At 59.0% G+C, this 1,279-nt stretch carries 2 protein-coding genes; both read left to right on the top strand.

Going from position 1 to position 1,279, the window contains the following annotated elements:
- The coding region (locus tag AC1DVM_RS23140; protein WP_477258484.1) for an SLC13 family permease at positions 1-439 on the top strand (439 nt) is incomplete at its 5' end.
- Between the two features lie 24 nt (positions 440-463).
- Positions 464-1,027 (top strand): HdeD family acid-resistance protein, encoded by a 564-nt coding sequence (locus AC1DVM_RS23135; RefSeq protein ID WP_477258482.1) that lies wholly within the window; start codon positions 464-466, stop codon positions 1,025-1,027.
- The last annotated feature ends 252 nt before the right edge of the window (positions 1,028-1,279 follow it).

Below are 1,279 nucleotides of genomic sequence, written 5' to 3'. Positions count from 1 at the left end.
CAGCTGGACGACCGTGATTCTCGTGGGCGCGATGATGCCTCTGTCGACCGCCATGGTGGAGACCGGCGCCGCCAAGCTCATGGCCGAAGGCCTCGTCGACCTCGTCGGCGAGGCAGGACCTTATGCGCTGCTGGCTGGTCTATTCGTGCTCACCGCGGTCATGGGGCAGCTGATCAGCAAAACGGCAACCGCGCTTATCGTCATCCCGATCGGGGTAGCCGCAGCGGTGAGCATGGGTATATCCCCTCGCCCCGTCCTCATGAGCACAGCCGTTGCCGCCGCCGGCGCATTCCTGACGCCCATCGCAACGCCGACGAATCTGATGGTAATGGGACCGGGAGGCTATGCCTTCAGCGACTATTGGAAACTGGGATTGCCTCTGCTGATCTGGTTCTTCTTCGTATCGGTGTTCTATGTGCCATTGATCTGGGGTTTCTGAAACGAGGCAAAGCTGGAGAGTGCGATGGGCAGCGATGTCAGACGCGATACACACCACTTGAATGGGACCGTCCGATCCAAATGGGTCTGGTTCCTTGTCCTTGGCGCCGTTCTGTTCCTGGGGGGTGTCCTCGCGGTGATGCTGCCAGCCGTCTCAACGTTCGCTGCGAGCCTCGTGCTCGGCCTGGTTCTGGCAGCGGTCGGTCTCGTCCAGATCGTCCAGTCCTTCCAGGTGAAAGCCTGGACTGGCTTTATCTGGAATCTGCTGATCGGCATCATACAACTGGTTGGCGGTGGCCTGATCTATCTCAACCCACTTGCTGGCGCGATCGCAATCACAGCCTTGATCGCGTTGGTTTTTCTCGTGCAAGGATTCACCCAGATCGCGCTGGCGTTCAGGCTCCGGCCGCAGACGGGCTGGGGCTGGCTGCTCGTGTCGGGGCTCATCGCGCTTTTTGCCAGCGCCGCTCTTTTGTTGAAATTTCCGTATACGAGCATTTACACGCCTGGAACGATCGCGGGGATTTCGCTCATTTTTGCCGGTGCCGCCTACATCGCGATGGCGCTCACCGCGCGCCGCATCGGATAATCAAACTCCCACCAAACTCGAGTTCAGCCGGTGCCGATTGAATCCAGAGCTCGTTGAAGCCCCATTTCCTGAAGCTTGAAAGTTATCCGATCGATGCGTGCTTGTGTGCTGAAATGGTTCAAACGAGGAGCAGTTCTTATTGCCGTGAGCGCACTGACGCTTCTCGCCGTCAGGGCTTATGACTCGCAGCGCGGGGAGCCGCTTGAGCTCTGGCATTCCTATGTGCCGCACGAACTGACCTTGGACCAACTC

This window comes from Microvirga sp. P4_A5 (genome assembly GCF_056402495.1).
This window is presented reverse-complemented; position numbering and strand designations above follow the sequence as displayed.